The organism is Yimella sp. RIT 621, assembly GCF_004146205.1.
GTDB classification, from domain to species: Bacteria; Actinomycetota; Actinomycetes; order Actinomycetales; family Dermatophilaceae; genus Yimella; species Yimella lutea.
Genome location: NZ_SEIP01000005.1, coordinates 146054 through 168864, shown reverse-complemented (window position 1 = coordinate 168864; position 22811 = coordinate 146054). Strand labels below are relative to the sequence as shown.

At 67.1% G+C, this 22811-nt stretch carries 23 protein-coding genes and 3 pseudogenes; 16 read left to right on the top strand and 10 right to left on the bottom strand.

The genetic code is table 11. The features are described from left to right. Window positions 1–110 precede the first annotated feature (110 nt). From tpiA to uvrA, 9 genes are all read right to left on the bottom strand, one after another. On the bottom strand, window positions 111–911 hold the full coding sequence (gene tpiA, locus EU513_RS06675) for a triose-phosphate isomerase (RefSeq protein ID WP_129625106.1): 801 nt from the start codon (window positions 909–911) through the stop codon (window positions 111–113). A gap of 77 nt (window positions 912–988) precedes the next feature. Beyond that, window positions 989–2188: a phosphoglycerate kinase gene (gene pgk / locus EU513_RS06670; RefSeq protein ID WP_129625105.1), complete on the bottom strand. Its 1200-nt coding sequence runs from the start codon at window positions 2186–2188 to the stop codon at window positions 989–991. A 4-nt stretch (window positions 2189–2192) separates the two neighbouring features. After that, window positions 2193–3200, bottom strand: coding sequence for a type I glyceraldehyde-3-phosphate dehydrogenase (gene gap, locus EU513_RS06665; protein WP_129625104.1), 1008 nt, complete (start codon window positions 3198–3200; stop codon window positions 2193–2195). A gap of 176 nt (window positions 3201–3376) precedes the next feature. Further along, a complete protein-coding gene (whiA, locus tag EU513_RS06660; protein ID WP_129625103.1) occupies window positions 3377–4360 on the bottom strand; it encodes a DNA-binding protein WhiA in 984 nt (327 codons plus the stop codon). Between the two features lie 87 nt (window positions 4361–4447). Continuing rightward, on the bottom strand, window positions 4448–5386 hold the full coding sequence (gene yvcK, locus EU513_RS06655) for a uridine diphosphate-N-acetylglucosamine-binding protein YvcK (protein WP_129625102.1): 939 nt from the start codon (window positions 5384–5386) through the stop codon (window positions 4448–4450). Further along, window positions 5383–6309 (bottom strand): RNase adapter RapZ, encoded by a 927-nt coding sequence (gene rapZ, locus EU513_RS06650; RefSeq protein WP_129625101.1) that lies wholly within the window; start codon window positions 6307–6309, stop codon window positions 5383–5385. Before rapZ ends, yvcK begins: the two co-directional genes overlap by 4 nt. Window positions 6310–6324: 15 nt before the next feature. Then, window positions 6325–8322, bottom strand: coding sequence for an excinuclease ABC subunit UvrC (uvrC, locus tag EU513_RS06645; RefSeq protein WP_129625100.1), 1998 nt, complete (start codon window positions 8320–8322; stop codon window positions 6325–6327). Between the two features lie 90 nt (window positions 8323–8412). Further along, a complete protein-coding gene (locus tag EU513_RS06640; protein ID WP_205744687.1) occupies window positions 8413–8895 on the bottom strand; it encodes a Rieske (2Fe-2S) protein in 483 nt (160 codons plus the stop codon). A gap of 81 nt (window positions 8896–8976) precedes the next feature. Next, window positions 8977–12021, bottom strand: coding sequence for an excinuclease ABC subunit UvrA (uvrA, locus tag EU513_RS06635; RefSeq protein WP_255407426.1), 3045 nt, complete (start codon window positions 12019–12021; stop codon window positions 8977–8979). 263 nt (window positions 12022–12284) lie between these two features. On the opposite strand from uvrA, the gene EU513_RS06630 reads away from it, so the two are divergent. From EU513_RS06630 to EU513_RS06615, 4 genes are read left to right on the top strand one after another with little or no spacing between them, the layout of a single operon-like run. Further along, the gene (locus EU513_RS06630; RefSeq protein ID WP_129625099.1) at window positions 12285–14147 is read left to right on the top strand and encodes a glycoside hydrolase family 15 protein; all 1863 of its coding nucleotides are present in this window, start codon (window positions 12285–12287) and stop codon (window positions 14145–14147) included. 57 nt (window positions 14148–14204) lie between these two features. Continuing rightward, on the top strand, window positions 14205–14867 hold the full coding sequence (locus EU513_RS06625; protein ID WP_129625098.1) for an MBL fold metallo-hydrolase: 663 nt from the start codon (window positions 14205–14207) through the stop codon (window positions 14865–14867). Next, a complete protein-coding gene (locus tag EU513_RS06620) occupies window positions 14857–15585 on the top strand; it encodes an NlpC/P60 family protein (RefSeq protein ID WP_129625097.1) in 729 nt (242 codons plus the stop codon). The genes EU513_RS06625 and EU513_RS06620 overlap by 11 nt, the downstream gene beginning before the upstream one ends. Further along, window positions 15582–16472, top strand: a complete 891-nt coding sequence (locus tag EU513_RS06615) for a DMT family transporter (RefSeq protein WP_129625096.1) — start codon at window positions 15582–15584, stop codon at window positions 16470–16472. The genes EU513_RS06620 and EU513_RS06615 overlap by 4 nt, the downstream gene beginning before the upstream one ends. Here the strand turns inward: EU513_RS06615 and EU513_RS06610 are convergent, their stop codons facing one another. Further along, on the bottom strand, window positions 16473–16817 hold the full coding sequence (locus EU513_RS06610) for a DUF3817 domain-containing protein (RefSeq protein ID WP_129625095.1): 345 nt from the start codon (window positions 16815–16817) through the stop codon (window positions 16473–16475). It lies immediately after the preceding gene. A gap of 425 nt (window positions 16818–17242) precedes the next feature. Here EU513_RS06610 and EU513_RS16650 point away from each other — a divergent pair. From EU513_RS16650 to EU513_RS15795, 12 genes and pseudogenes are all read left to right on the top strand, one after another. After that, window positions 17243–17659, top strand: a pseudogene (locus EU513_RS16650) (methylated-DNA--[protein]-cysteine S-methyltransferase); the annotation flags it as partial. A 55-nt stretch (window positions 17660–17714) separates the two neighbouring features. Further along, window positions 17715–17840 carry an MGMT family protein gene (locus EU513_RS16645; protein WP_370447348.1) on the top strand — a complete coding sequence of 42 codons (126 nt, stop codon included), beginning with the start codon at window positions 17715–17717 and terminating at the stop codon, window positions 17838–17840. Window positions 17841–17885: 45 nt separating this feature from the next. Beyond that, window positions 17886–18389, top strand: a complete 504-nt coding sequence (locus EU513_RS06600; RefSeq protein WP_129625094.1) for an RNA polymerase sigma factor — start codon at window positions 17886–17888, stop codon at window positions 18387–18389. Beyond that, window positions 18386–19030, top strand: a complete 645-nt coding sequence (locus tag EU513_RS06595) for a methylated-DNA--[protein]-cysteine S-methyltransferase (protein ID WP_129625093.1) — start codon at window positions 18386–18388, stop codon at window positions 19028–19030. The genes EU513_RS06600 and EU513_RS06595 overlap by 4 nt, the downstream gene beginning before the upstream one ends. Further along, the gene (locus tag EU513_RS16100; protein WP_205744686.1) at window positions 19027–19290 is read left to right on the top strand and encodes a hypothetical protein; all 264 of its coding nucleotides are present in this window, start codon (window positions 19027–19029) and stop codon (window positions 19288–19290) included. The genes EU513_RS06595 and EU513_RS16100 overlap by 4 nt, the downstream gene beginning before the upstream one ends. Continuing rightward, on the top strand, window positions 19278–19760 hold the full coding sequence (locus EU513_RS06590) for a 2OG-Fe(II) oxygenase (RefSeq protein ID WP_205744692.1): 483 nt from the start codon (window positions 19278–19280) through the stop codon (window positions 19758–19760). Before EU513_RS16100 ends, EU513_RS06590 begins: the two co-directional genes overlap by 13 nt. An 8-nt stretch (window positions 19761–19768) precedes the next feature. After that, complete coding sequence (locus EU513_RS06585) at window positions 19769–20041, top strand: Ada metal-binding domain-containing protein (protein WP_129625092.1); 273 nt, start codon at window positions 19769–19771, stop codon at window positions 20039–20041. Beyond that, window positions 20038–20799, top strand: coding sequence for an alpha-ketoglutarate-dependent dioxygenase AlkB (locus EU513_RS16335; protein ID WP_240795953.1), 762 nt, complete (start codon window positions 20038–20040; stop codon window positions 20797–20799). Before EU513_RS06585 ends, EU513_RS16335 begins: the two co-directional genes overlap by 4 nt. Before the next feature lie 67 nt (window positions 20800–20866). Then, on the top strand, window positions 20867–21502 hold the full coding sequence (locus EU513_RS06575; protein WP_129625091.1) for a DNA-3-methyladenine glycosylase I: 636 nt from the start codon (window positions 20867–20869) through the stop codon (window positions 21500–21502). Continuing rightward, window positions 21499–22359: a DNA-3-methyladenine glycosylase gene (locus EU513_RS06570; RefSeq protein ID WP_129625090.1), complete on the top strand. Its 861-nt coding sequence runs from the start codon at window positions 21499–21501 to the stop codon at window positions 22357–22359. The genes EU513_RS06575 and EU513_RS06570 overlap by 4 nt, the downstream gene beginning before the upstream one ends. Before the next feature lie 68 nt (window positions 22360–22427). Further along, window positions 22428–22535 (top strand): annotated as a pseudogene (locus tag EU513_RS16640) (hypothetical protein); the annotation flags it as partial. Window positions 22536–22563: 28 nt separating this feature from the next. Beyond that, a pseudogene (locus EU513_RS15795) lies at window positions 22564–22797 on the top strand (IS481 family transposase); the annotation flags it as partial. Between the last annotated feature and the right edge of the window lie 14 nt (window positions 22798–22811).

Sequence of the window (22811 nt, the reverse complement as noted above, 5' to 3'; positions counted from 1 at the left end):
GGCGACAACCCGTCCAACTTTACGGCATGGACCAGGCCGCTCCGAGCAGCCGTATGCCGACCCGCCGTGATGGCCGGGTCGGCGTACGCGTTACCGCAGGCCGACGGTGCTCAGTTGCCGCCGCCGTGGTGCTGCTTGTACCGGCAGATGGTGGCGAACTCGACCGGGTCGGTGCTCGCGCCGCCGACGAGCGCACCGTCGACATCGGCCTCCGCCATGATCGAGGCGACATTGCCCGACTTCACCGAGCCGCCGTAAAGGACGCGGACGCCGTCGGCCAGCTTCTGGTCGTACAGCTTCGCCAGCTCACCACGGATCGCCGAGCAGACCTCCTGGGCGTCGGCCGGGGTCGCGACCTCGCCGGTGCCGATCGCCCATACGGGTTCGTAGGCGATGACGATCGACTGGGCGGACGTCGCGGCCAGCCCGTCGAGGGCGGCACGCACCTGCCCGAGAACGAACTCGACCTGCTCGCCGGCCTTGCGGGTCTCGAGCTTCTCGCCGACGCACAGGATCGGGGTCAGATCGTTCTTGTAGGCGGCCTTCACCTTCGCTGCCACGACCTCGTCGGTCTCGTCGTGGTACTCACGACGCTCGGAGTGGCCCACGACCACGTAGGTGCAGCTGAGCTTCTTCAGGAACACCCCGGCGATGTCGCCGGTGTAGGCGCCTTCGTCGTGCGGGCTGAGATCCTGTGCCCCGAGCTTCAGCTTGAGCTTGTCGCCGTCGATCAGCGTCTGCACCGAGCGCAGGTCGGTGAACGGCGGGATGATCGCGACCTCGACCTCGTCGTAGTTGTGCTTGCCGTCGCGCAGCGTCCAATCCAGCTTCTGCACCAGCACGGTGCCCTGCTGGTGGTCGAGGTTCATCTTCCAGTTGCCGGCGATGAGCGGAGTGCGGGTATCTGCCACTTCGATTCCTTCGGTAGAAGCGTGAGGCGGCGGACGATCGAATCGCCCACCGCCTCAGGCGTTTTGGTTCGGGTTCCTCAGCTTTCGAGCACGGACAGGCCGGGCAGTTCCTTGCCCTCGAGGTACTCCAGGCTCGCGCCACCGCCGGTGGAGATGTGCGTGAAGTCGGAGTCCTCGAAACCGAGCTGACGGACGGCAGCCGCAGAGTCGCCGCCACCGACGACGGTGAGCGCGCCGTTCTCGGTCGCCTCGACGAGCGCGCCCGCGAGCTCCTTGGTGCCGGCCGCGTACGGCTCCATCTCGAACGCGCCCATCGGGCCGTTCCAGAAGACCGTCTTGGCCGACTTCACCTTCTCGGCGAAGGCCTTCGCCGACTCCGGTCCGATGTCCAGCCCCATCCGGTCGGACGGGATCGCGTCAGCAGCGACGACCTCGTGGTCGGCGTCCGCCGAGAACTCGGTGGCCGCGACGACGTCGGTGGGCAGCACGATCTCGACGCCGTCCTTCTGCGCCTGCTCCAGGTAGCCCTTCACGGTGTCGATCTGGTCCTTCTCCAGCAGGCTCTTGCCGACCTCGTGACCCTGGGCCGCGAGGAAGGTGAAGACCATGCCACCACCGATGACGAGAATGTCGGCGGTCTTGAGCAGGTTGTCGATCACGCCGAGCTTGTCGCTGACCTTGGCGCCACCGAGCACGACCGCGTACGGCTTCTCGGGGTCCTTGGTGAGACGCTCGAGCACCTTCACCTCGTTCTGCACCAGGTCGCCGGCGCCGTGCGGCAGCTTCTGCGCCACGTCGTAGACGGACGCCTGCTTGCGGTGCACCACACCGAACCCATCGCTGACGAAAACGTCTGCGAGGCAAGCGAGTTCGTCGGCGAACTTGCCGCGCTCAGCATCGTTCTTGCTGGTCTCACCCGCATTGAAGCGCAGGTTCTCCAGCAGGACGACGTCGCCGTCCTTCATCGCGTCGACCTTCTCCTTCGCCGACTCCTGCACCGTGTCGGTGGCGAATTCGACGGAGCTGCCGAGCAATTCGGCGAGGCGCTCGGCGACGGGCGCGAGCGAGTACTTGTCCTCCGGCTCGCCCTTCGGGCGGCCGAGGTGCGCGCACACGATGACCTGAGCGCCCTGCTCGGTCAGCTTCTTGATCGTCGGGACCGAGGCGCGGATGCGTCCGTCGTCGCCGATCTTCTTGCCGTCCAGCGGGACGTTGAGGTCGCTGCGCAGCAGCACCTTCTTGCCCGAGAGGTCGCCCAGGTCATCGATCGTGCGCATAGTCTCAGAGGTCCTTGCCGACGAGCTCGACGAGGTCGACGCAACGGTTGGAGTAGCCCCACTCGTTGTCGTACCAACCGACGACCTTGACCATGTTGCCGGTGACCTTGGTCAGGCCGGCGTCGAAGATGCAGGACGCCGGGTCGGTCTCGATGTCCTTGGAGACGATCTCGTCCTCGGTGTAGACCAGGTAACCCTTGAGCGGGCCTTCCTCGGCGGCCTTCTTCACCGCAGCGTTGACCTCCTCGACGGTGACCTCCTTGGAAGCCTCGAAGGTGAGGTCGGTGGCCGAGCCGGTCGGGGTCGGCACGCGCATCGCGTAACCGTCCAGCTTGCCCTTCAGTTCCGGCAGCACCAGGGCGACGGCCTTGGCCGCACCGGTGGTGGTCGGCACCATGTTCAGGGCTGCCGCGCGGCTGCGGCGCAGGTCCTTGTGCGGGCCGTCCTGCAGGTTCTGGTCCTGGGTGTAGGCGTGGATGGTGGTCATCAGGCCCTTCTCGATACCGATCGAGTCGTTCAGGGCCTTCGCCATCGGCGCCAGGCAGTTGGTGGTGCAGGAGGCGTTGCTGATGATGTTGTGCGACTTCGGGTCGTACTTGTCGTCGTTCACACCCATCACGATCGTGATGTCCTCGTTCTTCGCCGGGGCGGAGATGATGACCTTCTTGGCGCCTGCGTCCAGGTGCGCCTTGGCCTTCTCGGCGTCGGTGAAGAAACCGGTGGACTCGACGACGACGTCGACTCCGAGGTCCTTCCACGGCAGGTTGGCCGGGTCCTTCTCGGCGAAGGCACGGATCTTCTTGCCATCGGCGGTGATCGACTCGTCGTCGTAGGTCACCTCGCCGTCGAAGCGTCCGAGGATCGAGTCGTACTTGAGCAGGTGGGCGAGCGTCTTGTTATCGGTGAGGTCGTTGACGGCCACCACCTCGACGTCAGCACCCGAGGCCACCACGGCCCGGAAGAAGTTGCGGCCGATGCGGCCGAAGCCATTGATTCCTACGCGGACGGTCACAGTGAAACATCCCTTTCTGGGAGGCGGTATCCGAACTTACGGACGGGCTCCCCCGAGAGGATCCAGTGCTGCGAGAACCTCACGAGGTGTCACCTTCGACCCTATGGGATGACCGGGAAGTAACTGCAATCAGGCCGCACCGGAAATCAGCAGGCGGAACGAGTCGTGAGACGCACTCACTCGCCGTCGAGCATGTCCGGGGTCAAGCCGGCCTCGGTGCCCTCGATGCCCATCTCCTCGGCCTTCTTGTCGGCCATGGCCAGCAGACGGCGGATGCGTCCGGCGACGGCGTCCTTGGTCATCGTGGGCTGGGACAGTTGGCCCAACTCCTCGAGACTGGCCTGCTTGTGCTCCAGCCGCAGTCGGCCCGCATGTGCGAGATGTTCGGGCACCTCGTCGCCGAGGATCTCCAGCGCCCGCTCCACCCGTGCCCCGGCGGCGACCGCGGCACGCGCCGAGCGACGCAGGTTGGCATCGTCGAAGTTGGCCAGGCGGTTGGCGGTCGCGCGCACCTCGCGGCGCATCCGGCGCTCCTCCCAGGACAGCACACAGTCGTGCGCGCCCAGGCGGGTCAGAAGTTGGCTGATCGCGTCGCCGTCGCGGATCACCACGCGGTCGACGCCGCGAACCTCGCGTGCCTTGCTGGCGATACCCAGCCGGCGAGCGGCCCCGACGAGCGCCAGCGCGGCCTCCGGCCCAGGGCAGGTGACCTCGAGCGCCGACGAGCGTCCGGGTTCGGTAAGCGAACCGTGAGCCAGGAACGCCCCGCGCCACGCCGCCTCGGCGTCGCAGATCGCGCCGTTGACCACGCGCGGCGGCAGGCCCCGAACGGGGCGGCCCCGGTTGTCGATGAGCCCAGTCTGGCGGGCCAGGGCCTCACCGTCATGGCTGACCCGGACCACGTAGCGGCTGGTGCGCCGGATGCCGCCGGCGCTCATCACGACGACGTCGGGCACCTGCCCGTAGAGGTCGGCGATGTCGCGGCGCAACCGGCGGGCGGCATTCGCGGTGTCGAGCTCCGCCTCGATGACGATGCGACCACCGACGATGTGCAGACCTCCCGCGAAACGCAGGATCGCGGAGACCTCCGCCTTGCGGCAGCAGGTCTTCGTGACCGGCAACCGGCTCAGTTCGTCCTTGACCGCGGATGTCATCGCCATGGCGGCAATCCTCTCACCGCTGTCCAGACCGGCTCGTGGCCGAACTGGGCAGCGTCCCTCAGGTTCGATTCAGGTCCGTCGGCAAGGTCAACCGAGGATGTCTCGATAGGCAGCAGCGAGCAACAGTACGTCGTGTGTGCTCGAGTGGTCACGGTTGGCAACCGATTTGAGGATCAGTTCCGCCCCGACGGACTCGGCCGCGCGGCGTAGGAGGTCTTCCTGACCCACCACCGCCTCGGCGTCGGCGAGCACGGCGTCGAAGTGCAGTTCGGGGGCGTGAGCGACCATCACCTCGAGGTGGTTGGCGGCGGTGAAGCCCTCGGTCTCACCACTGTTGACGACGTTGAGGGTCAGCAACCGGCGGGCGCGGGTCTGTACCAGCGCCTCGCGCAGATCGGGCACCGCGAGGTGCGGCATCACAGAGGTGAACCAGGAGCCCGGACCGAGCACCACCCAGTCCGCGTCATGAACGGCGTCGAGCGACTCGCGGCACGCCAGCGGGGGGTCGGGCAACAGCCGGATCGACTGAACGCGTCCCGGTGTCGTGGCGACCTGCACCTGACCGACGACCTCGGTGACCTCGTCCGAACCCGGCTCGGCGCCCTGCACCATCGCGCGGATCTCGAGGGGCTCGGTCGACATCGGCAGCACGCGGCCACGCGCTCCCAGCAGGCGACCGACGAAATCGAGACCGGAGACCGGGTCGCCGCGCAAATCCCACAGCGAGGCGATGATCAGGTTGCCGAGGGCATGCCCGCCGAGCGGACCGTCGCCGGCGAACCGGTGTTGCAACGCGTCCCGCCACTGCAGGCCCCACTCGGTGGAGTCACACAAGGCAGTGAGTGCCATGCGCAGGTCACCGGGCGGAAGGATGTCGAACTCCTCGCGCAAGCGTCCGCTCGAGCCACCGTTGTCGGCGACCGTCACGATCGCGGTGATCCGGTCGGTGACCAGTTGCAGCGCCTGCAGCGAAGCCGACAGGCCGTGGCCCCCGCCGAGTGCGGCGACCCTGGGGCGGCCGCTCACTCGCGCCCCAGATCGCGGTGCACCACCACGGCACGCAGCCCGGGGACGTCGTCCAACCGGCCGCGCAACGCCTCGGCCATCGCGACCGAACGGTGTTTTCCGCCGGTGCAGCCGAACGCGATCGTCACATAGCTGCGTCCCTCTCGCAGGTAGCCCTGCAGCATCGGCTCGAGCATCGCCTCCGCGCGGTCGAGGAACTCGGCGGCACCCGGCTGGGACAGCACGAAGTCGGAGACGACCGCGTCCTGACCGGTGAACGGCCGCAGGTCGGGGTTCCAGAACGGGTTGGGCAGGAAGCGCATGTCCAGGACGATGTCGGCATCCAGCGGGATGCCGTACTTGAACCCGAACGACAGGACGGCCACGCGCATCCTGACCTCGGTGCCGTCCGGACCGAGGAACTGCTTCACCTTCGCAGTCAGCTGGTGCACGTTGAGGCCGCTGGTGTCGATCAGAACATCGGAGGTGGCGCGCAACTCCCCTAGCGCCTCACGCTCGGACTGGATGCCGTCGAGCAGACGTCCCTCCCCTTGCAACGGGTGGGGACGGCGTACCGACTCGAAGCGGCGCACGAGCGCCTCGTCGGTCGCGTCGAGGAAGATCACCGTCGGACGCCATCCGCCGTCGCGCAGCCGGTCGAGCCCGTCTCGGAAATCGGTGAAGAAGGTGCGGGCTCGGATGTCGACCACGGCCGCCAGCTTGGCCGGCTTGCGGGCCTGACCGCCGGCCAGGAGCTCGGCCATCGCGGACAGCATCTGCGGCGGGAGGTTGTCGATGACGTACCAGCCGGCGTCCTCCAGGACGTTCGCCGCGGAGGTGCGTCCTGCGCCGCTCATGCCGGTGAGAATCAGGAACTCGTTCTTGTCGGCAGGTCTCTCGCCGACGTCGTCGTGGTCGGCCGAGGGTGCGGTCGAGTCAGGCATGCGTTCCTACTGCTCCTAGTCCAGGACTTCGCCCGTGGTCACGTTGACCGACGGCGCACTCTCATCTTGGCGCAGACGGGAGGAGATTGCCTCCGCAAGTCGAGGACCGATCCCCTCAACCTGTTCGATCTCGGCGGTGGTGGCCGCACGGATCTTCTTCACCGACCCGAACTTCTTCAGCAGCGCCTTGCGTTTCACTTCACCGAGCCCGGGAATCTCATCGAGCGCGGAGACGGTCATCGACTTGCTGCGGCGTTGCCGATGGAAGCTGATCGCGAACCGGTGAGCCTCGTCGCGGACCCGTTGCAGCAGGTAGAGACCCTCGCTGGTGCGCGGCAGGATGACCGGGAAGTCATCGCCTTCGACCCAGACCTCCTCCAGTCGTTTGGCCAACCCGACCACCGGGATGTCGTCGATGCCGAGGGCGCGCAGGGCGCGGACGGCCGCGGTCACCTGCGGCTTTCCGCCGTCGACGACCACGAGTTGGGGCGGGTAGGCGAACCGTCGCGGTCTGCCGGTCATCTCGTCGATCGGACCGGAGGTCATTTCCTCGTCGTCCACGTCACCGAGCTCGACGTCGCCGGCATCCTGCCGATCGGACAGGTAACGCTTGAAGCGGCGGGTGAGCACCTCGTCCATGGCGGCGGTGTCGTCGAGGCGGAGTTCGCCGGACTCGGTGGGCGTGCCGCGCACCAGGAACTTGCGGTACTCCCCCTTTCGCGGCAGACCGTCCTCGAACACGACCATGCCGGCGACGACGTTCGTGCCCTGGACGTGGCTGATGTCGTAACACTCGATGCGCAGCGGCGCCTGACCGAGATCGAGGTACTCCTGCAACTCCTCCAGCGCCTTGCTGCGCGCGGTGAGATCGCCGGCGCGCGCGACCTTGTGCCTGGCCAGCGATTGGGTGGCGTTGCGGGTGACCGTCTCCATCAGCGTCTTCTTGTCGCCACGCTGCGGCACCCGCAGGGAGACCTGCGCGCCGCGTCGTTCGGTGAGCCATTCGCTCATCGCGTCGGCGTCGGTCGGCAACACCGGCACGAGCACCTCGCGCGGAAGACCTTGACCGCTCTCCTCGCCGTACACCTGCTGCAGCAGTCGCTCGACGACGTCCGCGAGCCCCACATCGCCCTCGGCCTCCTTGTCGACGACCCAGCCGCGCTGGCCGCGGACGCGACCACCACGCACGTGGAAGACCTGGACGGCTGCTTCGAGGTCGTCGTCGGCCATGCCGAAGACGTCGGTGTCGGTGGAGTCGCCGAGCACAACCGCGCTGTGCTCCAACGACTTTCGCAACGCCATGATGTCGTCGCGGCGCCGCGCGGCGGTCTCGTAGTCGAGGTCGGCGGACGCCTGGTTCATCTGTTGCTCGAGGCGTTTGACGAAGCGCGTGGTGTTGCCGTCCATGAAGTCGCAGAACTCTTCCGCGATCTCCCGGTGTTCTTCGGCGCTGACGTCGCCGACACACGGCGCCGAGCACTTCTCGATGTAACCCAGCAGGCACGGACGACCCACCTGGCCGGCCCGCTTGAACACACCGCTGCTGCAGGTGCGGATCGGAAAGACCCGCAGCAGCTGGTCGAGGGTCTCCCGGATCGCCCAGGCGTGGGCGTACGGACCGAAGTAGCGAGTGCCCTTGCGCTTGGCGCCGCGCATCACCTGAGCACGCGGGAACTCCTCGCCCATCGTCACCGCGAGATAGGGGTAGGACTTGTCGTCGCGGTACTTGACGTTGAACCGCGGGTCGAACTCCTTGATCCAGGAGTACTCAAGTTGCAGGGCCTCGACCTCGTTGCGGACGACCGTCCACTCAACCGATGCGCCGGTGGTGACCATCGTCCGGGTACGCGGGTGAAGGGCGGTGATGTCCTGGAAGTAGGAGGACAGCCTGCTGCGCAGAGACTTCGCCTTGCCGACGTAGATGACCCGTCCGTCCTTGTCGCGGAAGCGGTAGACACCCGGGTCGATCGGAATGTCGCCCGGTTTCGGTCGGTAGGAGGAGGGGTTGGCCACGTACCCACTCTAAGGAGGGCCACCGACATCGCAGACCACCCCACCGAGGCGTCTGCGCGTCGGTGGGGTGGTCTGCCCAACAAGGAGGTCTCAGGTCACCTTGAGGTTGTCGCCCTCCACGCTGACCTTCTTCTCGTCCAACGGCTTCTCGGCCGGACCGTTCTTCACCGAGCCGTCGGCCAGGGAGAAGGCGCTGCCGTGGCAGGCGCATTTGATCTGGTCACCGTCGATCTTGGTCATCGGGCACTTCTGGTGCGTGCAGATGTTGCTGAACGCCTTGAACTGGCCTTCGGTCGGCTGACTGACGACGACCAACTTCGCCTTGTCGACGAATCCGGAGCCGACCGGCACCTGCGACTTCGGGATCACCGCCCCGTCGGCGACGACCGAGGACGCGCTCTGCGAAACCTCACCGGCGCCGGAACTCGCCTTCGCGCCGAGATCGGACGCGGTGGACTTCGCCGCCTCCTGGTCCTCCTTGCTGCACGCGGCCAGGCCGCCGGCTGCAGCCACGATGCTCATACCGCGAAGAACCGAGCGTCGGTCCGCGTCGAAGGGCTTCTTGTCGGTCATCGCTACCTCCAGTCGTCGGGGTGTTCGCCCATCCTGACAAAAGGTTGACCGGGCAACAGCCCGCGCGACCTGTGAATTCGCCTACTTCTTCGAGGTGGCCTTCGTGGTCGTCCTCTTCGTGGCCGCCTTCTTCACCGGTGACTTCTTGGGCACAGCCTTCTTCGTCGCCGGCTTGGTCAAGACCTTGCTCGAGGAACTGGCCGACCGGGTCTGCGACGGACGAGCAGCGCCGGACGCGGCGAGCAGCGGCTTGAGGAATCGGCCGGTGTGGCTCTCGGCGACCTCGGCGACGTCCTCGGGCGTGCCCTCGGCGACGACGGTGCCACCGCGGAAACCGCCCTCGGGACCCATGTCGACGAGCCAGTCGGCCGACTTGATGACGTCGAGGTTGTGCTCGATGACCACCACCGTGTTGCCCTTGTCGACCAGACCCTGCAGCACGAGCAGCAGCTTGCGGATGTCCTCGAAGTGCAGACCGGTGGTCGGCTCGTCGAGCACGTAGATCGTGCGGCCGGTCGATCGCTTCTGCAGTTCGGAGGCGAGCTTCACGCGCTGTGCTTCACCGCCGGACAGCGTCGGCGCCGGCTGTCCGAGACGGACATAACCGAGTCCCACGTCGACCAGCGTGTTCATGTGCCGGGCAATGGCGGGCACCGCAGCGAAGAAGTCCTTCGCCTCCTCGATCGGCATGTCGAGCACCTCGGCGATCGTCTTGCCCTTGAAGTGCACCTCGAGCGTCTCGCGGTTGTACCGCGCCCCGTGGCAGACCTCGCACGGCACGTAGACGTCGGGCAGGAAGTTCATCTCGATCTTGAGCGTGCCGTCACCCGAGCAAGCCTCGCAGCGACCGCCCTTGACGTTGAAGGAGAACCGGCCGGGCATGTAGCCGCGCACCTTGGCTTCGGTGGTCTCGGCGAACAGTTTGCGGATGTTGTCGAACACACCGGTGTAGGTGGCCGGGTTGCTGCGCGGCGTGCGGCCGATCGGGCTCTGGTCGACGTGTACCACTTTGTCGAGTTCGTCCAGGCCCTCGACCGTGCGGTGACGCCCCGGGACGTGGCGCGCTCCGTTGAGTTGGTTGGCCAGGACGTTGTAGAGGATCTCGTTGACCAACGTGGACTTGCCGGAGCCCGAAACGCCTGTGACAGCAACGAGATTGCCGAGCGGGATCGACACGTCGACGTTCTGCAGATTGTGCTCGCGGGCGCCGCGGACGACGACCGTGCGGCCGTCCTGCGGACGACGCACTGCGGGCGTCTCGATCTGGCGGCGACCGGCCAGGTAGTCGCCGGTGATCGACTTCTTGTTGGCGAGCAGATCCTTGACCGATCCGGCGTGCACGACCTCGCCGCCGTGCTCGCCCGCGCCCGGACCGATGTCGATGACCCAGTCGGCGGTGGCGATCGTGTCCTCGTCGTGTTCCACCACGATCAGCGTGTTGCCGAGATCGCGTAGGCGGGTGAGCGTCTCGATCAACCGGTGGTTGTCGCGCTGGTGCAGACCGATGGACGGCTCGTCGAGCACGTACAGCACCCCGACCAGACCGGATCCGATCTGCGTGGCGAGCCGAATTCGTTGTGCCTCACCCCCGCTCAGCGTCGCGGCAGGACGGTCGAGCGACAGGTAGTCGAGTCCGACGTCCAGCAGGAAGCCCAGCCGCGCGTTGATCTCCTTGATCACCTGCTCGGCGATCTGCCGCTCGCGGGGCGTGAAGTCGACGCTCTCGAGGAAGGTCGCGGACTCCGAGATCGGCAGCGCACACACCTCGGCGATGGAATGCCCGCCGATGGTGACCGCAAGCGTCTCGGGCTTGAGGCGCGACCCCTTGCACGTCGGGCACGGGACCTCACGCATGTAACCCTCGTACTTGTCGCGGCTCCAGTCGGATTCGGTCTCACTGTGCCGGCGCTTGATGAACGGGACGACGCCCTCGAACCCGGTCGTGTACGAGCGCTCGCGGCCGTAGCGGTTCCGGAACTTCACGTGCACCTTGTAGTTCTGGCCGTGCAGCAGCGCTTCCTGCGCCCGCTGGGGCAACGCGCGCCAGGGCGTGTCCAGGGAGAACCCGAGATCCTTGCCCAGCGCGCCGATCACTCGGGTGAAGTAGTCGCTCGACGTGCCGCTGGTCGTCCACGGCAGGATCGCGCCCTCGGCGATCGACTTGTCCTCGTCGGGCACGACCAGTTCGGGGTCGACCTCGAGTTCGGTGCCCAGACCGGTGCACGCAGGGCAGGCACCGAACGGGCTGTTGAAGGAGAACGACCGCGGCTCGATCTCGTCCATGCCGAGCGGGTGGTTGTTCGGGCACGCCATCTTCTCGGAGAAGCGGCGTTCACGCTCCGGGTCGCCGGCCTCCTTGTCGACGAACTCGATGAGCACGATGCCGCCGGCGAGACCGAGTGCGGTCTCGATGGAGTCGGTGAGTCGCTGCTTACCGGTGCGGTCGTCCGGTCCCTTGGCGACCAAGCGGTCGACGACGACATCGATGGAGTGCTTCTTCTGCTTCTCCAGCTTCGGCGCCTCGGAGAGGGTGACCACCTCGCCGTCGACCCGGGCGCGCGAGTAGCCCTTGGCCTGCAGTTCGGCGAACAGGTCGAGGTACTCGCCCTTGCGCTCGCGCACCACCGGCGCCAACACCTGGAACTTGGTGCGGTCGGGCAGCTGCATCAACTGGTCGACGATCTGCTGCGGGGTCTGGCGACCGACCGGCTCGCCGCAGATCGGGCAGTGCGGGCGACCGGCACGCGCATACAGCAGACGCAGGTAGTCGTAGACCTCGGTGATGGTGCCGACCGTCGAGCGCGGGTTGCGGTTGGTGGACTTCTGATCGATCGACACCGCGGGCGACAGGCCCTCGATGAAATCGACGTCCGGCTTGTCCATCTGGCCGAGGAACTGGCGCGCGTACGCCGACAGGGACTCGACATAGCGGCGCTGGCCCTCGGCAAAGATCGTGTCGAAGGCCAGCGACGACTTGCCCGAGCCGGACAGGCCGGTGAACACGACGAGACTGTCGCGGGGCAGGTCGACACTGATGTTCTTGAGGTTGTGCTCGCGCGCACCACTGATCCGAAGATGATCGTGCGTGGGGCGGGCGGAAGCGTTCGAAGGGGTCTGTGCAGGCACGACCGCAATGCTAAGCCGCGCCACCGACAACCTCCGATTCGCGAGCCGAACGACTGCGTCACGTTCTCACCGATGGCGCCGCGCTGTGTTTGCGCTCCGCTGTGAACCCCGGGCGACTCCTGGCGCAGCAGTACGGATTGGCCATCACCGATGTCACCTGCGGTGCGGCCAAGACCCAGGACTTCGCGGGCCTCGGCTGACGAGCACGAACAGGCAGCGGCGCGGTTCCCGAGCCAGCCGCGCCGTTGATCTAGTCTGGCGCGATGCTCGAAGACCTGCCAGTGGGCGTCGAACGCGCTCGCGAACCCGCTCACACCCCGATCGAGGACTACGCGATCATCGGCGACACCGAGACCGCCGCACTGGTGAGCCGGTTCGGTTCGATCGACTGGCTCTGCCTCCCCCGGTTCGACAGCGGCTCCTGCTTCACCAATCTGCTCGGCACCCCCGAACACGGTCGTTGGCTGTTGCGACCGTTCGGTCCGTCCGAGGCCACACGTCGGTACGTCGGCAACACCTCGATCCTCGAGACCACACACCGCACTGCGACCGGGATCGTCAAGATCACCGACCTCATGCCGCTCGGCATGGAACGCGCCGACCTCGTCCGGATCGTCGACTGCATCGAGGGCGAGGTCGAGATGCAGCACGAGTGGATCGTCCGCTTCAACTACGGACGCACCCGCCCCTGGGTGTCGCACCACCCCAACCTCGAACCCGACCAGGACGCGCTCATCGCGATCGCCGGCCCCGACATGCTGGTGCTGCGCAGTTCGCGCGGCCCACAGGCCGAGGACGGCACGCACCGCGACCGGTGGACGATGCGGGCCGGTGGCCGCGAGGAGTTCGTCATGAACTGGCACGCGTCGTGGAAGCCGATCCCGCCCCCGACCGATGTCGAAGAGCGGGTCGCGAAGACCTTCGCCACCTCCGAGGCGTGGGCCTCGGCCTGCACCTACGAGGGCCCGTACGAAGACGCGGTCGTGCGATCGCTGCTCGTCCTTCGGCTGCTCACCGATACCCGTCGCGGTGGCATCGTGGCCGCTCCGACGACGAGCCTGCCGGAGGACTTCGGCGGGGTACGCAACTGGGATTACCGCTACTGCTGGCTGCGCGACGCAGCGCTCACGCTGGAGGCACTGCTCGCCGCCGGTTTCGTCGAGGCCACCGACCTGTGGCGCGATTGGCTGATCCGCGCGATCGCCGGTGACCCCGAGGACATGCAGATCATGTACGCGGTCGACGGCGGACGTGAACTCCCCGAGCGAAAACTCGACCACCTGCCCGGTTATGCAGACTCCAAACCGGTACGGATCGGCAACGGCGCGGTCGACCAACGTCAGACGGATGTCCTGGGCGAGGTAATGATCGCGCTGGAGGACGCCCGGACGATGGGCCTGACGGAGTCCGAACGATCCTGGGCAGTCCAGCGCGCTCTGGTGGAGAACCTCGCCGAACACTGGGACCAGGCCGACAACGGGCTGTGGGAGATCCGCGGTCCGCTACGGCACTTCACTCACTCGCGGGTGATGGTCTGGGCGGCGTTCGACCGTGCGATCAGTGCGGTCGAGGACCACGGCACCGATGGCCCGGTGGAACACTGGCGCGAACTGCGCGACCGTGTTCGTGCCGAGATCATGGAGCGCGGGTTCAACAGCGACATCAACTCCTTCGTGCAGCACTACGGCACCACCGAGGTCGACGCGAGCCTGCTGCTGATCCCGTTGGTGGGCTTCCTGCCGGGCGACGACCCGAAGGTGCTCGGCACCATCGAGCGCATCGAGCAGGACCTGATGCGGGATGGACTGTTGTTGCGCTACCGCACCGAAGCCGGCGTCGACGGACTCCCCGGCGACGAACACCCGTTCCTGGCCTGCTCCTTCTGGCTGGTGTCGGCGTACGCCAAGTCGGGACGCCTGGACGACGCACACCGATTGATGCAGCGACTGGTCGGCCTCTGCAACGACGTCGGTCTGCTCGCCGAGGAGTACGACGTCGACAACGACCGGATGGTCGGCAACTTCCCGCAGGCATTCAGTCACCTCACCCTCGTCGGCGCCGCCGTCGAACTCGCCCGGGCGGAGAAGGAGGCTGCGGCCACAACGGCAGGCACGCGTCCGGCATAGTGTGATCGCGAGCGGCCCGGGGCAGTGCCGTTCGATCGACAGCAAGCGAAGGAAACGATGACCCGTTACGACGGCAAGGTACAGCCGGGCGGCAACGTCCAGATCCGAGATGTCGGCAATGCTCGCATCCACAAACGCAACGTCGGATCGATGGGCAACAACGCCTATGTGATCGAGTCGAAAGCGACGGGCGACGCCCTGCTCATCGACGCCGCAGCCGACTGGCCCAAGCTGCAGCAGATGGTGTCAGGGGTCAACGTCGTCGGTATTGCGACCACCCACCGTCACAAGGACCACACCGGGGCCTTGGCGGACGCCGTCGACGCACTCGATGTCCCGACCTACGCCGGCGCCGACGATGCGGATGCGATCGAACAACCCACGACGACCCGTCTGTCGGACGGCGACACGATCGAGGTCGGCGACCTGAGGATCGACTGCGCCCACCTGCGTGGGCACACCCCTGGGTCGATCGCCTTCTCGTTCACCGATGCCGACGGACACAGCCACCTCTTCTCCGGCGACACGCTGTTCCCGGGTGGGGTCGGGGCGACGAATCACTATGACTATCAGTCATTCCCGCAGTTGATCGACGACGTCGAGGAGCGTTTGTTCGGACGCTTCGACGACGAGACGTGGGTATACCCCGGTCACGGTGACGACACCACGATCGGCACCGAGCGGCCGTCCCTGGACGAGTGGAGGAACCGTGGCTGGTGAAGCATGGGTGGCCGTCCCGGTCGCCGGGCTGTGGCGTTCGCCGGAGGCACCCAGAGCTGTGGACACCCCTGCGCTGCAGGACGATCCGGACCACACCGGCTGGCTCGCCGCGATGGATCAGCACCCGGTCGACCATCACGACAGTCGCGTCGGGCTGTTGGACCGACTCGACTCCGAAGTGCTGCACGGTGAACCGGTCGAGGTTCGCGAGGAACTCGACGGGTGGGTGCGGGTGACCTGTCCGCTCCAACCGGCAGGCAAGTCGCTGCAGCCTTACGAGGGCTGGGTACGGCGCGCGCACCTGAGCCACGACGCCCCGCAGCAGCCGCAAACGGCGTCCCCTGACCTTCTCGATGCGAAGGAGTTCGTCGCCGAGGCGCGTAAGTACCTCGGCCTGGGCTACCTCTGGGGTGGCCTGTCCCCCGCCGGCCTCGACTGCTCGGGTCTGGTGCATTTCAGCGCGCGCAGCCTCGGTGTCGTCGTGCCCCGTGACGCCGGCGACCAGCAACTCGCGGCCGAACCGGTCGAACTGGATCAGGTGCGCGAGGGTGACCTCTACTTCTTCGCCCACCCCGGCGAGCACGTCCACCACGTGGGCATCGTGATCCGGCCCGGCGTCATGTTGCACGCCCCCGAGTCGGGTGCCCGCGTGGTCGAGGAGGACCTCGGCGAGGATCGCTTGCGGACCCTCGTCGGAGCCGGACGCATCACCCGTTGAGCCGAACGTCCATCGGCTCGTCCGTCGATCGGGTGCCCCCGGTCGTCCTGGTCCTCTCCGCGGTCGTGTCGGTGCAGTTCGGCGGCGCGCTCGCCGCGACGCTCGTCCCGCAGGTGGGAGCACCGGGCACGGTTGCGCTCCGCATGGTGATCTCGGCACTGGTGCTGTGGCCTGTGGTGCGCCCACGCTTGCGCGGACGCACGGCATCCGATTGGCGCATCGTCGGCGTGTACGCGGCCGCACTCGCGTTGATGAACCTCAGTTTCTACGAGTCGCTGGCCCGGTTGCCGATCGGTGTGGCGGTGACGATCGAGTTCGTCGGACCGCTCGTGCTGGCGGCGGTGCTGTCCCGCGAGGGCCGCGATCTGATCGCCGTCCTGGCCGCCGCGATCGGAGTCGTCCTGATCTCGGGAGCCTTGTGGACGCCATGGTCGGAACTCGACCTCGTCGGCATCGTGTTCGCATTGCTCGCCGGCGCTATGTGGGCGCTGTACATCCTGGCCGGCGGACGCACGGCCGCGCGCTTCGCACAGTTGGACGGACTGGCCATCGCGCTGGCGCTCGGGAGCGTCGTGCTGCTGCCCCTCGGCTTCGCCACGGCCGGCACGACGTTGTTGGAGCCGGCAATCCTGCTCAAGGGTCTGGGCATCGCGATGCTCTCGTCACTGATCGCGTACAGCCTCGAGCTCCTGGCTCTCGGCCGGATGTCGGCCGGGGTGTTCGGAGTGTTGCTGAGCCTCGAACCCGCCGTCGCTGCGCTCGCCGGTCTGGTGGTGTTGTCGCAGACGCTCAGCCCGATCCAACTCGTCGGGATGTCGCTCGTCGTGCTCGCGAGCGTGACGGTGATGAGTCGCCGTCGCTCCGCCGAGCCTCAGGACGGCGGTTGATCAGACCCGAGGGGTGTCGGCTGCGGCGCCGCCCAGCAGGCCGTGACGCTCGGCGTGTTTCTCGAACCAGAGCGTCATCAGCGGCGGTACGGCGCTGACCAGGCCGAGGAGCAGGTGCTTGGGCGTCCACTTGTGCACCATCGCCACCCACAGGCAGCTGATCACGTAGAGCACGAACATCCCACCGTGGATCGGTCCCATGATCTGCACGCCCTTCTCGGTGGTCTCGAGGATCCACTTGAAGAACATCCCGGTCAGTAGACCGATCCAGGACAGTGCTTCGAGGACGGCTGCGACCTTGAAGAGTTTGGCGGAGGGGTGCGTGGTGGTGAGGTTCTCGGACACGGTCTCACCCTATGAAATCGTGCCACCCGCGCGGTCCATGGGGTCGCCGGCGTAGCTCCCCCGCCAGCTGACGACCTCAGCAGAAACCCGACCTAGCTGTACTGACCGGACACGTTGATCGAGCGATCTGGCATTCTCTGGCTGCCCGAACCCCTCGCATCGTGTTCCGCTGTCGTCCGCATGGGAGGGCCTCAGGAGCTGACTCCGTCCCCGGTCTCCGTCGCCGACGACGACCGAGTGCAGCAAGTATTCGTAGCCCTTGCCCGAGGACATGACCCGGATCGTCATCACCACGACGGCCCCTCCCCGAGACGGGCTCAGGAGGAGCCGTCTCAGGGGTCAGGTGGGCGCCCGGCACCCTGGTGCCAGACGTGTGGGGGGAATCATGGGGCTAGGTATCCGGCGCCAGCGCGGACGTCGCCCTCATGAGACGCGTTCAACAGCAGGGGATCTCACGTTTGCCGCTGCTGGCACGTCTTCATCGTGAACGAGGAGAGGTGAGAGGCATGAACGACACGAGACATACAACGGTCGAGTTGGCGCTGGGCGATGTGACTCTGGTTGCCGAAGGTGATGAGTTGACTGGGTTGTACTTTCCTGGCCACTGGCATCTGCCGGACGCGTCGGTGTTCGGTGCTCGGGTGGAGGCCGATGCGGACGAGGTATTCGTGTGGGCGAAGGCCGAACTGGAGGCGTATCTGGCGGGTGAGCGGGAGTCGTTCGATGTGCCGCTGCGCGCCAGCGGGGATGACTTTTCCGAGCGGGTGTGGTCGTTGCTGCGGTCGATTCCGTATGGTCAGACCACGAGTTACGGGGTGCTCGCTGAGCAGCTGGGTGACCGGCGTCTGGCGCAGCGCGTAGGGCAGGCGGTCGGGCGGAACCCACTGTGCGTGGTTCATCCCGTGCCATCGCGTCGGCGGTGCGGACGGGTCGCTGACGGGATACGCGGGCGGGCTGGAGCGCAAGCGGTGGCTGCTGGAGCTGGAAGAGCCCGCCGAGGCGACCGGATCGCGACTGTTCTAGAAAACCGGATCTCACGTTTCGCGCCGCTGGTGCGTCTACCGTGTGATGAAGGCGAAACACCCATTCGAACAGGCCGTGCAGCGGCACGGGGAGACCGTGCTGCGGGTCTGCCGCGCCGTGCTCGGGCCGGGGCCGGATGCCGACGATGCCTGGTCGGAGACGTTCCTGGCCGCGCTGCGATCGTGGCCGGACCTTCCCGAGGACACGAATACGGAGGCGTGGCTGGTGCGCGTCGCTCGCCGAAAGGCGATCGACATCACCAGGGCACGTGCACGGCATGCGATCCCCACCGACGATCTCCCCGAACAGGTCTCACCGCTGGGTAACCACGACGGTGACGAGTACGGGGTGTGGGCGGCGGTCGCGGCGCTCCCGGAGCGGCAGCGCCTCGCTGTCGCGTATCACTATCTCGGCGGGCTGCCGCACGTCGAGACCGCCGAACTCATCGGCGGCAGCACGGATGCGGTGCGCCGAGCGGCGGCGGACGGCATCAAGAGTTTGAGACAGACCTATCACGCGGGCCAGCACACGAAAGGAGCATCCCGATGACCGACATCACTCCATCCGGGATCAGCCGTCCGACGGGTGACGGCACGGGAGCCGAGCACGCCGCCCTCTTCCCGATCGACCCAGGCGCGATGGCCGCCTTGCACACGCGGCTGGCCGAACTCGCCGGTGAGCGCGGCCTGCTCGATGTCGCCTACCGCACGATCGACACCCCGGTCGGTCCGCTGCTGCTGGCCGCGACCGAGAAGGGTCTGGTGCGCGTCGCGTTCGAGCGCGAAGACTTCGACATGGTGCTGGAGTCGCTGGCGCGGAAGATCAGCCCGCGGGTGCTGGAGGCCCCCCGCCGTCTCGACGCGGTGGCCGCTGAGATCGACGAATACTTCGCAGGTAAGCGGCACGCGTTCGACGTGCCCTTGGACTACGCGATGTCCTCGGGGTTCCGGCAGATCGTGCAGCGCTACCTGCCGCACATCGGCTACGGACGCACACAGTCCTACAAGGAGGTCGCCGAACTCGTCGGCAACCCGAAGGCGGTACGCGCCGTCGGTACGGCGTGCGCGACCAACCCGCTGCCGGTCGTGGTGCCCTGCCACCGGGTGCTGCGCACCGACGGCAGCCTGGGCGGGTACATCGGCGGCCCGGACGCGAAGACGACGCTACTGACACTGGAGAAGGCAGCATGAACGCGACGAAGAACGATCCGGACGTGTATGCGCAGCGCGTGGACTCCGGCGAATGGGAATCGATCACCGAGGAGGTCAACGAGTACGGCGGTGCGCTGTTGCCGCAGTTGCTCGCTCCGGAGGAGGCCGAGGAGATCCGTGGCCTCTACGACGTGGATGACGCGTTCCGGCAGACGGTCAACATGGGCCGTGTGCGTTTCGGGGAGGGCCAGTACAAGTATTTCCATGCCCCCCCTACCCGGAGCCGATCGAGCGGCTGAAGCAGGCCCTGTACCCGCGTCTTCTGCCGATCGCCCGCGACTGGTGGGGAAAACTCGGCCGCGAGGCGATCTGGCCCGACACCCTGGACGAATGGCTGGACATGTGCCATCAGGCCGGGCAGGACAAGTCCACCGCGATCTTGTTGAAGTACGGCGAGAAGGACTGGAATGCGCTGCACCGCGATCTCTACGGCGATCTCGTGTTCCCCTTGCAGGTGGTCATCAACCTCAACAACCCCGGCGTGGATCACACCGGCGGCGAGTTCCTGCTCCTGGAGCAGCGCCCCAGGGCGCAATCCAGGGGCACCGCGTTCCTGTTGCCGCAGGGTCACGGGTATGTGTTCACCACGCGGGATCGCCCGGTGGAGTCCAAGCGCGGCTGGTCGGCGGCCCCGGTCAGGCACGGTGTCTCCGCGATCCGTTCGGGTGAACGGTTCACGCTCGCGCTGGTCTTCCACGACGCCGCGTGAGGGCACGCATGGTCGGCAAGACGTACACGCTCCTCGGCGCGGATCGGAAGCCGTATGAGAGCACAACTGCGGGCACGCTCGGCGGACACTGGGCCGGGCGCATCTACGGGCGCATGGACTGCCCGGCGGCGCTGCGTGCGATCGCGAAGGGCGGCTACGTGAAGAACCGGGTGTTCTTCGCCGATGAAGCCACTGCGATCGCCGCAGGGTTGCGGCCCTGCGGCCCGTGCCTGCCAGAGGAATACGCCGCATGGAAGCAATTGCAACAGGAGGCCCGATGACGCACAGCCCCCGCCTGTCCACACCGCTGGCTGTGCGCGACACCTTGCCGGAACCGGCGACCGATGCGGAGGTCGACGCTCTGGTCGATCTCGCGGACCGCCTCGACGTACAGAGTGTCGTGATCGGGCACGGCCGCGATGACGTCTCGCGTCAGAACGCGGCCCGCTTCGTCGCCCGCTGGGAGGCGGGCGACGGGGAGGTGCTTGTACGGGTGTCGTGGCCCGAGGAAGCTGCGTCGTGGCTGCGACAGTCCCGCAGGCTCACTGGACCGGAACCGGATCTGTGGGTACTCGGCGGAGCCGCTGCGGGGCTGGCGCAGGTGACCCGCAGGCTCGCGTGGTCGACGCTGTGGCAGCCGCGCCGCACCCTGGCCCTCGGCAGCAGCACCGTGCGCGAGACGCTGCGTCTGGCCGGGGCCGCGTGTGCTGGAAGGAATGCGCGGCGCTCACCCGGACGGGGCGCTGTGGCAGATCCGAGACGATGCCGTGGGGTGTCTGCATCCCGCCGAGACCTCGCCCCGGTGGTGTCGCTGTCGATCGGGGACACCTGTAGGTTCCGGTTTGGCAACACCGAAACCCGGAACAAGCCCTACCAGGACATCGACCTCGCCTCCGGCGACCTGTTCGTCTTCGGAGGTCCCTCCCGTCTCGCCTATCACGGCATCCCCAAGGTCTATCCCGGCACCGCACCGCACGGGTGCGGTCTGGAGGCCGGGCGGATCAACATCACCATGCGCGTCACCGGACTCGACGGCTGACAACTCGCCCCTGCCGCCGCGACCTCGCCGAACGAGCACCGCACCGAGCGAACGAAGGATTTCAGGTTTGACCCCCACGACTCCCACCGAAGCCCCCACTGCGAGGGACGATCCGGGCATCGTCATCGGTGAAGACGGACTCGCACGCCCTGCCTGGGCGAGTGTCGATCCGATGCTGCGCGACTACTACGACACCGAATGGGGCATGCCCGTGCGCGACGAGCAAGGCATGTACGAGCGCATCAGTCTCGAAGCGTTCCAGGCGGGTCTGTCGTGGGCGACGATCCTGCGCAAGCGGCCCGCGTTCCGTGCAGCGTTCGACGGCTTTGACCCCGAGCGGGTCGCCCGCTACGGGGAGGCGGAGATCGATCGGCTCATGGCCGATGCGGGGATCGTGCGGAACCGGGCGAAGATCCTCGCCGCGATCACGAACGCGAACGCGACGATCCGGCTGCGCGACAAGGGAGGGCTGGCCGAGTTCGTTTGGTCGTTTCAGCCGTCCGAGACGCCCGCGCCGCGCACGTTCGCCGAGATCCCCTCGAAGTCCCCCGAATCTTTGGCGCTGTCCAAGGCGCTGCGCAAGGAGGGGTTCGCGTTCGTCGGCCCCACGACGATGTACGCGTTGATGGAGGCGATTGGGATCATCGACACCCACCTCGTCGGCTCTCACCGTCGTGGTTCCTCCGGCGTCTGGACCGCATGAGCGACGTCTTGCAGACCAGGATCGACGCCAACGGCCCATTGGATCGTGACACGGCTCTCGGCACACTCGCCGCGCACGCCTTCGATGGCCTGCACCGGCTCGACCCCGACACAGCGGAACTGACCCGCTGGATCGACATCCACGGCGAGCCGTACCAGATCGTGGTGCGTCTCGACCCGGACGGCGCGACCGTCTCGACAGCGACCCACGACGCGGGCATCAATACTGAGATCACCAGACGGGTGCGGCACTGGTTCGACCTCGACACCGACCTCACCCACGTCAACGCCCATCTCGGCGCGGACCCTTTGTTCGCTGAGCAGATCGAGTGGCGGCCGGGCATCAGGATCACCCGGTTCCATGCCCCGTTCGAAGCGGTCATCCTCACCGTGCTCGGGCAGCAGGTCTCCCTCGCCGCCGGGCGACGGTTCGCGGCACGGCTCGTCGCCGCATACGGTGTCCATCCGGCCGCGGGCCACCAGAACTCCGGGCTCCGATGTTTCCCGGCACCAGCAGTCCTCGCCGCCACGCCGATCGACGAGTTGCGTGCGGCGGTCGGGCTCACCGGTGCACGAGCGCGCACCGTGCACGAGGTCGCCGTGCTCTTCGCCGAGGCAGACGACAGCGCGGCACTGCCAGCGCGGACGGATCTGCACGCTGTCTTTGGTGTCGGGCCGTGGACGCTGGACTATCTCGCGATCCGCGCAGGCACAGATCCGGATGCGCTCCCCGCGACGGACGCCGTGCTGCGCCGCACCCTCACAGCCGCCAGTCCGGACGCCGATGCTGCACGCGTCGAGTCCTGGAGCCCGTATCGCAGTTATGCGGCGTCACGGCTCTGGGCACAATCTCTCTGATCCCGGATCTCACGTTTGCTCTTGCTGGGGCGTCTACATGGTGAGGCCGAGATTCGGCCCGGAAGGAGATGACCATGCCTGACACCAGAACACAGCAGGATCTGGCGAAGCGAGTCCGTGACCTCCACGACGACTTCCTGATTCTCCCCAACGCCTGGGACGCAGGCAGCGCACACCTCATCGCGCAGACCGGAGCCGCTGCCATTGCGACGTCGGGAAGGGCCGGTGCAATTGGCTTGCCGGCTCGGCATCGCGCCGTCGACGGTCCACCGCATCCTCACGGATGCCCATCTCAACCGGCTTTCTCGCGTCGACCGCGCCACCGGAGAACCCGTCCGCCGCTACAAGCATGACCATCCCGGTGCGATGCTGCACGTCGACGCGAAGAAGCTCGGCAACATTCCCGACGGCGGCGGCTGGCGCCGGGTCGGCCGAAAGAGTCATCATCATCG

Excerpts from the sequence above, each read along its gene's own strand:
- pgk (WP_129625105.1), bottom strand. The coding sequence starts at position 2,188 with ATGCGCACGATCGATGACCTGGGCGACCTCTCGGGCAAGAAGGTGCTG.
- whiA (WP_129625103.1), bottom strand. The coding sequence starts at position 4,360 with ATGGCGATGACATCCGCGGTCAAGGACGAACTGAGCCGGTTGCCGGTC.
- rapZ (WP_129625101.1), bottom strand. The coding sequence starts at position 6,309 with ATGCCTGACTCGACCGCACCCTCGGCCGACCACGACGACGTCGGCGAG.
- EU513_RS06640 (WP_205744687.1), bottom strand. The coding sequence starts at position 8,895 with ATGACCGACAAGAAGCCCTTCGACGCGGACCGACGCTCGGTTCTTCGC.
- EU513_RS06630 (WP_129625099.1), top strand. The coding sequence starts at position 12,285 with ATGCTCGAAGACCTGCCAGTGGGCGTCGAACGCGCTCGCGAACCCGCT.
- EU513_RS06625 (WP_129625098.1), top strand. The coding sequence starts at position 14,205 with ATGACCCGTTACGACGGCAAGGTACAGCCGGGCGGCAACGTCCAGATC.
- EU513_RS06600 (WP_129625094.1), top strand. The coding sequence starts at position 17,886 with ATGAAGGCGAAACACCCATTCGAACAGGCCGTGCAGCGGCACGGGGAG.
- EU513_RS06595 (WP_129625093.1), top strand. The coding sequence starts at position 18,386 with ATGACCGACATCACTCCATCCGGGATCAGCCGTCCGACGGGTGACGGC.
- EU513_RS16100 (WP_205744686.1), top strand. The coding sequence starts at position 19,027 with ATGAACGCGACGAAGAACGATCCGGACGTGTATGCGCAGCGCGTGGAC.
- EU513_RS06585 (WP_129625092.1), top strand. The coding sequence starts at position 19,769 with ATGGTCGGCAAGACGTACACGCTCCTCGGCGCGGATCGGAAGCCGTAT.
- EU513_RS16335 (WP_240795953.1), top strand. The coding sequence starts at position 20,038 with ATGACGCACAGCCCCCGCCTGTCCACACCGCTGGCTGTGCGCGACACC.
- EU513_RS06570 (WP_129625090.1), top strand. The coding sequence starts at position 21,499 with ATGAGCGACGTCTTGCAGACCAGGATCGACGCCAACGGCCCATTGGAT.